We start from the raw sequence: 7,470 nt of genomic DNA on the forward strand, positions 1-7,470 counted from the left end.
AGACCGGCCAGATGCGATTTCATGTCCCAAATACCGAGGTGAATAATCCAGGTGAACTTCTTCAAACGAATCTACCAAATCACGGCATAACATGACAAAGACGGCTCCCCAAATGGAGAACCGCCTCAAATGATAAATTTATTCTTCAACACCAGTTGACGCAGAGCCACAAAATGCCGGAACAATACCTGTTTCTTTATATCTATTATCGTTATACCCAGGATTGTCAGACTGAGAACCCGCCATCACCCAAGTTCATGACCGGTGCTTCTCATGCAAAACCTCAAGCTGATACCCATGCTGTTTGAGAGCCTCCGCATAGTTGTCAGGCAATTGCTGATCGAAACGAAAACGGATGAGCGGCTTGAATTCACCTTTGTCTGTGCGGGTACCGAAGATGTGATCAGCGCCTGGTTCGCTAGGCACGCGTTCAACAACGGTTTGTTGCAGTTCGCCGCGTTGACGTGCCTGAATCAAGGCGGTTAAGAGCCGATCGAGATTCGTAATGGTCACTGGCTGCACGTGCTCATCTCCCTTGATGATCAACCTATTGTTCAAGCTGATTTCAGTCTAGATGCGTTTCTTCCGGGATGCAAAGCCCATGAAACTAAAGATGCTGACGATGGCGAGACCGATGATAGCTAACGGGTTCTGGGATTCACCGGCTTGTGGCATGGTTTTGCCGGTTGCAGCTTGTTTGGTGGCGTTGGCTGTCGTGCCGTTCTTGGCAGCAGGCGTCTTGGTTTGATTCTTAAGCTTGTTGTCGAGTGTCGCCAGTTTTGGACTCTGTTGACCGTTGTTGCCGTTACCGCCGTTAGTACCAGTGCCGGTTGTTGGCGTCGTCGGTGTGCCGTTGCCGGTAGCCGGGGTTTGGCCGCTACCGTTTCCACCTTGAGTACCACCGTTGTTGCCTTGATTGCCAGCATTGCCGCCCTGATTACCGGCGTTGCCACCAGTTCCTTGCTGATTCGAGTTACCATTGCCTGAGTTGCCGGTACCCGAGGTGTTGCCATTATCACCAGGCGTTGGTGATGGCGTTTTAACTTTAACCACATGGAAGACTTTGGTGACTTTATTGCCGACCATATCGACGGCTGTCACTGTGAAGTAGTTATCGCCGTCTTTGAGGGTGTAAGTCTGGTTGAAATCAGCGGCACCGTATGGGTTAGAGGTTGTCGATAGCGGATCGAGATGGTTGTTGAAGCCAGCCAGATTCTTTTGGTGGACAACGTTATCGTCATTGGTGTAAAGCCGGTAGCCGTTGATGTTGTCGTTGACGGTGCCGGAAACCGTGAACGTGTTATTGGTTGTCGTGATGTCGTAGTTGCCTTGGTCATCAACTTTCAACGTGTCGGCTTGCGGCAGGTCGAGTGTCGGGAAGATGGTGTCGAGGTAGATTTGCAGTTCGCCATAAGCGGTTTTCGTTGATTTCGAGCCATCCGTGGCTGGTTCGGTCAGCCGGTAGCCAACCGATTGCTGTTCGGCGGCTTTGAATGGCACGGTGAAGCTGAACTTGCCATCTGCGCCGATTGCAACGGTTTTAGCCGGTTCGGTGGCATCCGTGACAGTTAACGTTTTACCAGCCGGGTTGTCAACGTGGCCGGTAATAGTTAGCTGGCCGGTTTGCGCGTTGTAGATATCTGCGACTTGGTCAGCGCCAACCAGCGTGAAGGAATTGTCGTTGAATTTATCAAACTTCAGACCGGCAGTTGGCTGGGCGTGCGTCGTGATTTGGGAAAAGGCGCGGCCACCTAGTACTGGCGCACCGCTGGTCTTGGTCGCGTTGGCCGCAGCCTTGGCATTATCTTGCAACGGAACGACAACGTGCACGTTCTTTTGACTGAAGTGGCCGTAGCCGGCCGTACCGTTAGCATCCAAAAAGACAATCATTTCATCGCCGTCTGCACGACCGGCTTCTTCATAAGTCCCGAAGTCTGCGGTCGGTGACAGGACGGTGCCGACAAAATCACCATACGGCGCAGATTCAGTCAAGTTGAAGGTGACAGTCCCGGTTTTGGTGTCGACCGTGCCTGGGAAGACTTTGCCGGTTTGCGCATCAGTGGCATAGACGATCCAATCCACGCCAGCCGGTACCTGCGCGTATGCGGTAAAGCTGGTTTGGTCGGAAACCGCTTGAACGAAGCCTTCAGAACGCCAGTAGTTGTACGGGCCATCGCCGACTTTCCAGGTGAATTGCGGAGCAACATCAGATGTTGGCGTGGTTGTATCGGTTTGATGTGTGCCAGCAGTTGCTTGTAGGCTGGCGCTGGTTTTATTACCGGCGACATCAGTTAACGTCAGGGTCAGGCTGCCGTCACTATTTTCCAGTGCGGCTTTTTGGGCGGCGGTTAATTCAAAACTTAACGTGCCGTCGTTATTTTGGCCGTTGTTGTTTAAGTTGACGCCGTATGCCTGGTTACCGATTTTCAATGCCAAATCGCTGAACTTGGTGAAGCCAGCGCCTTGATCATCGTAATGAACGGAGACGCGGCCGTCTTGATAGCTTAGGCCGGTTAGCGTTGGCGCAACGGTGTCGACGGTGACCGGCAAGTCGTAGTCTTGATTCTGTTGGGCGCCAGTATTATATTGCTCGGTCACCAGCCGGTAAGTGTACTTGCCATCCGGTGCGGTGACGTATTTGCCAGTTGCCTGATCGTAAACTTTGCCATCCCAAGTAAAGGCATTGGGATCAAGGCGCATGTCGGTACTTAAACCGAGATCGGAGTTAAAGCTGTTGCCATTTTGCAAGTAGGATTTGGAGGTGTTGTTTTCCTTGTCCAGGACCCGAACAACATGGCCTTGAGCGTCGAGGATCTGAATGGTGACCGACTTCAGGTTTTGCTTAGAAAAGACGTATGGGAAAACCGTGTCGCTGGCACCATCGCCGTTGGGTGAGAATGAGACTTTCTTGTTGTCGACGTACGTGGGTACCAGCGTCCAGGTGTACTTGCCAGTCGTGTCCGTGTTGACTAGATTGCTGAGGGATGCGGCGTCGGTGACACCAAGCGGATTGTTGTTGTTATCCACCAGATAGCCACCATTGAAAATGGATTCACCGCTGTTGGCCGGTGCGTCAATGACTTGTTCATCAGTGAGATCACCATAGTAGCCGAGATACGGAACGCTGATCGTTTGCGCAGCGTCGGTTGCTTTAAAGGTGAGATAGCCTTCAACTAGTCGGTTGGCGGCAACGGAATCGTCGAGTGAGAGTTTGAAGGTGACTTGCTTGGTTTCGCCAGCTGCTAAAGTGAAGTTGGCGGTATCGGTGTTGACGGTTGCCCCGACAAGCGTTTCATCATGGACGGTGTTGCCGTTACTTGCATCACGAACCTGGGTGAGCGGGCCGCCATTGGTATCAACGGTATAATTTTGCGCGGTTTTGCCGTGGTTCGTCAGGGTCACGGTGAAGGTCGTGGTTTTGCCGATTTTACCGAGTGAAACCGAACCGGCGTCGTTGCTGCCTTCAGCGCTGACGGTCAAATCGCCGGCTTTGGCGACATCAATTTGGCCAGCGCCTTGACGCCGCGGGGAAATGTAGGTGTCCGGATAATTGATATCTTTCATCGGTTCCGCTGCGTTCATGAGGGCTAACTTAACGGCTTTGACGAGATCGGCACCGGTTAAGTTAGGTTGCGTTGCTTTGATTTTTTGCATAACGAGCAACGCGGCACCAGCGTTGAACGGACCGGCCATGGATGTGCCGGATTCGACGGCATATGTTTGCGTGTTGGTAGTGGGGTCGATCGCGGTGGACGTGACGTTATCGCCAGGCGCGGAGATGTCTGGCTTTAAGGTGTAATCAGCCATCGGACCCCAAGATGAAAAGCCGTCCATCTGGGAGTCGGCACCAGTTGCGCTGGTTTCTGCCGCGACGGTCATGGCTGATGCAGCGGCACCGGGATCGCCAATCGTCGAATCGTTTTTAGGTGCATAGGCGGTGGAGATATCATTCGGTGTTTTGGAACCGATGATACTGCCGGCGATGGCGTCGTTACCAGCGGAAATCGAGACGAAAACGCCGTGCTCCGTGGCATATTGCACCGCCTCTTGCTCTTCATCGGTTAAATCCTGCTCGGTAACGCCGATGCCCAGCGACATTTGAATAGCGTTCGCGCCGAGTGCAACCGCATCACGAATCGCCCGGGAAATGTCGTTCGCATTTTCATCCGGGAATTCATCGATGACCTGCATGGCGAGAATCTGGGCTTCAGGCGCGACGCCTTTGACGTAAGTGGATGCTTTTTCTTTGCCGGTTGCGCCGTCTGCGGTGGTACCGTTAGCGGCAATGATCCCGGCAACGTGTTCGCCGTGGGTCGATCCGGCAACCGTTGTGCCAGTATTCACACTGTCGTTATTGACATAATCATAGGCAAATGGAATTTTACTGTTGACGTAGGTGCCATAGCCTAGTTTGGCGATGGCAGCTTCGGCTTTTTCTTTGGTCAGTGTAGCGGTGCTATCGTCACTGAGGCGCAAATCGGCATGCGGTTGCACCCCAGAGTCAATGACGGCCACGACCATGCCTTGGCCTTGGTAGCCTTCGTCCCATAGCCCTTTGACGTTGCCTTTGGTCAGGGTATCTTGGTTGGCTGGCCCGGGATCGGTTGTGGCGGCAGAACTTGCTTGGTTCTGATTGTCAGCTGTAGCCGTGCTGGTTGCAGCTGCCGCGGCGCTTGCTTGGCTAGTGGCCGTTGTTGCTGTACTTGTTGCCGTTTGGTTGGCCGCGCTGCTGGCGTTTGTTTGCGTGGTTGCGCCAGATGCCGGTGCAGTTGTTTGTGCTGTCGCAGATGAGGCTGGCTGGGTCGTAGTTTGCGGCTGACTAGCGCTGCTCTGCGTGTTTTGGGCAGGTGTTGCCTGTGTCTGAGTCGCGCTACTTTTGGCCGCTACAGTTTGAGTCGCATTGCTAGTGGTATCGCTGGCTGTCGCCTGACTGGTCGTCGTTTGTGCGGCAGGTTGGGCCTGCGCACTGGTTGACTGAGCCGTTTGACTCGTTTTTTCTGTCGGCGCCGTCGTTGTATCGGCGGCAACGGACTGGGTGGCGGTGCCACCCAAGACAATCAAACCCGTACCAAAAGTAATGATCGCAGCAGTCATCCATTTGGAGCCTGCTTTATACATCTTGTAATGTCGCTTTGTTTCGGTCGTCGAATTTTTATTCATGTACGCCCGTCCCCCTTAGATTTTGTATTAAGAAAAATGAGACTTAAAACCAAAATGTCCAAATTTTTCACATTTTAAAAACATTTTCTTCTCATTTATTCTTAATAGAAAAAAGTTTATTACCTGAGGTGGCTTCTGTCAAGATGGATTTAGGTCAAGGTTTGAGACAACATCTCTCGATAAAAATTTGGTCAATGCAAAATGCCCTTTAGGTCATTTTGCAGGACATTCCGTGGCCGACGCGTTGTTGCACAACCCATCGACCGCGGAACGTGTTGCTTCAAATTCAACTGGGCTCTTCATGCCTAGCCGTCCATGAATTCGAACGCGATTGTACCAGTGCTCAATGTATTCGAATACGTGACGTCGCGCGATTATCAGGCTAGGATAGTGGTGCTTATTGACGTAATATTCTTCCTTCTTGAAGGTGGCGTGGAACGATTCAATCATCGCATTGTCGTACGGCGTTCCTTTGTGACTGTAAGAGTGTGTGGCGCCGACGTACGTTAACTGACGTTCAAATTCAGCGCTAATAAACTGGCTGCCTAAGTCGGTTTGGACAATCAAACCGTCATAAACATCACGATTCGAAATTGCGTTACCAAATGCGTTCAAAACAAGGTTCACCGTCATGTCTGGGCCATACGCGTAACCGACAATTCGTCGCGAGTACAAATCCATGAAAGTGCACAAGTATGTCCAACCATCCTTCTGGGTGTGAATGTAAGTTATATCGCCTGCCCACTTCTGATTAATAGTGGTTGTTGAAAAGTCCTGGTCCATCAAGTTATGCCGTTCCGCGACGGGATTAGCCGCGGAACTTGCCCGCCATTTGCGCTGAATAATTGAGTACAAACCTTCCTCATGCATCAGCTTCTGAATGTACTTTTGACTGACATGGTCTGTACGCTGTTTGTTAATTGCTGCGGTGAGCTTAGGTGCGCCATATCGCCCCTTCGAGTTAGCATAAGCGACGTGTAGCTGCGCTCGAACCTCATCTCGACGCTTTTCAGTCGGAGTAGGCACGTGGTTGATGTGTCGGTAGTACGAAGCGCGTGAAACAGACAAAGCCCGGGTGGCGAGGCTGATTGGCACGTCATTTTCTTGGATAAAGGCATACAATTCGCGGTTCGACACTATCTTTTCTGCGCGAAGATGCCTAATGCTTTTTTTAGGATTTCGTTCTCCTGTGTGGCAAGGAGAAGATCGGCCTTGAGTTGCGCGACCTCAGCGCTTGATACTTGGCGATTCTCTTCCTGACTAGCATCAGTAAACCATTTCCCAAGTGTCGCCACTGGGACATCGTAGTCTTTACTGAGTTCAGCTGGACCCTTCCCCGCATTGTGCAGTTCAATCAGCATATCCTTGAAATCTTGTGTGTAGCGTTTTGGCATGACGTTTCCCTCCGTACTTCAATCCTCTATGAAGTCATTATACTTGAGAGAGACCTTGTCTCACATATGACCTTACCACCAGTGGTGCCTGGGCTGGTCGGGTCGTTGAGCTGTGAGTGGTGCCTAACTGACTGCTAGTTTTAACTAAGCATCTAATACATTACAACTGCCTTTTCAATGAAGTATAGAAATCCTCATGAGATCCAGCCAACAGCACAATGACTGTTGTTGGAGGACTGATCATATATGCAACGCGGTACTCAGTCTTTTGATACCTAAACCCCATGGTGTATATTCCTGAGAGATCGCCAGTTTTCGCGTCACCAGATTCTGGATCATCTGCAATAGTCGTATAGATCAGATCAACGAATCTTTCTTTAAGCTTCCTCTCTTTAATTTTCTTTAGGTAGCGTATAACCGCATTCTTGAGTTGAATATCACAGGCCAATTTCTTCCTCCAACTCTTTACGAGAAAGGGACGACGTGTCATCATTTGTGGCTAAATTCTTTAACGATTCTGAAATGGCGTGCTTTTGCCGATTAAACTCGCTGACTAATTCATCACCAGATAATCCTTGAGATACTAAAGACTTGAGAATATCAGTAGAAAAATCGAGGAAATCATCTTCATTATCCACGAACCGGTAAAAGATTCCATCGGCTCTTAGTTCGGGGACAACCTTCCGTCCTGGCGCAATATTGTACTCCTTTGGAACCGTCAGTGTGAGCGAGTTGCCTTGTTTTCTTGTTTTAGTTTGCATGGTTTTCCTCCTGTAATTATCCTGTAATTATATTATAGGACATTTTTCTTCGTTTGTACAGAATAATTACTTTTTAACGTCCCAATATATGTTCCATTTGGGTGTACCCTATTGTAACTAAAGTGAGAAGGGAGTATTATTAGTTACATATAAGT

6 protein-coding genes are annotated in these 7,470 nt (G+C 50.4%); all 6 read right to left on the reverse strand.

The features are described 5' to 3' along the window. Positions 1-255: 255 nt before the first annotated feature. Positions 256-522: a hypothetical protein gene (locus FD01_RS08405; protein WP_054719500.1), complete on the reverse strand. Its 267-nt coding sequence runs from the start codon at positions 520-522 to the stop codon at positions 256-258. A 48-nt stretch (positions 523-570) separates the two neighbouring features. Further along, on the reverse strand, positions 571-5,160 hold the full coding sequence (locus FD01_RS08410; RefSeq protein WP_056963706.1) for a S8 family serine peptidase: 4,590 nt from the start codon (positions 5,158-5,160) through the stop codon (positions 571-573). Positions 5,161-5,373: 213 nt separating this feature from the next. Next, a complete protein-coding gene (locus tag FD01_RS08415) occupies positions 5,374-6,297 on the reverse strand; it encodes an IS3 family transposase (RefSeq protein ID WP_056963709.1) in 924 nt (307 codons plus the stop codon). Continuing rightward, positions 6,297-6,554: a transposase gene (locus tag FD01_RS08420; RefSeq protein WP_054719995.1), complete on the reverse strand. Its 258-nt coding sequence runs from the start codon at positions 6,552-6,554 to the stop codon at positions 6,297-6,299. The genes FD01_RS08415 and FD01_RS08420 overlap by 1 nt, the downstream gene beginning before the upstream one ends. Before the next feature lie 160 nt (positions 6,555-6,714). Continuing rightward, complete coding sequence (locus FD01_RS08425) at positions 6,715-7,002, reverse strand: type II toxin-antitoxin system RelE/ParE family toxin (protein ID WP_054719993.1); 288 nt, start codon at positions 7,000-7,002, stop codon at positions 6,715-6,717. Next, positions 6,992-7,315, reverse strand: a complete 324-nt coding sequence (locus FD01_RS08430; protein WP_054719990.1) for an AbrB/MazE/SpoVT family DNA-binding domain-containing protein — start codon at positions 7,313-7,315, stop codon at positions 6,992-6,994. The genes FD01_RS08425 and FD01_RS08430 overlap by 11 nt, the downstream gene beginning before the upstream one ends. Between the last annotated feature and the right edge of the window lie 155 nt (positions 7,316-7,470).

It is taken from the genome of Lacticaseibacillus manihotivorans DSM 13343 = JCM 12514 (assembly GCF_001435035.1).
In the GTDB taxonomy this organism is placed as follows: domain Bacteria; phylum Bacillota; class Bacilli; order Lactobacillales; family Lactobacillaceae; genus Lacticaseibacillus; species Lacticaseibacillus manihotivorans.

What these genes read in the sequence shown, in the direction of transcription:
- FD01_RS08430 (WP_054719990.1), bottom strand. Translation starts at nt 7,315, where the DNA reads ATGCAAACTAAAACAAGAAAACAAGGCAACTCGCTCACACTGACGGTT.
- FD01_RS08410 (WP_056963706.1), bottom strand. Translation starts at nt 5,160, where the DNA reads ATGAATAAAAATTCGACGACCGAAACAAAGCGACATTACAAGATGTAT.
- FD01_RS08420 (WP_054719995.1), bottom strand. Translation starts at nt 6,554, where the DNA reads ATGCCAAAACGCTACACACAAGATTTCAAGGATATGCTGATTGAACTG.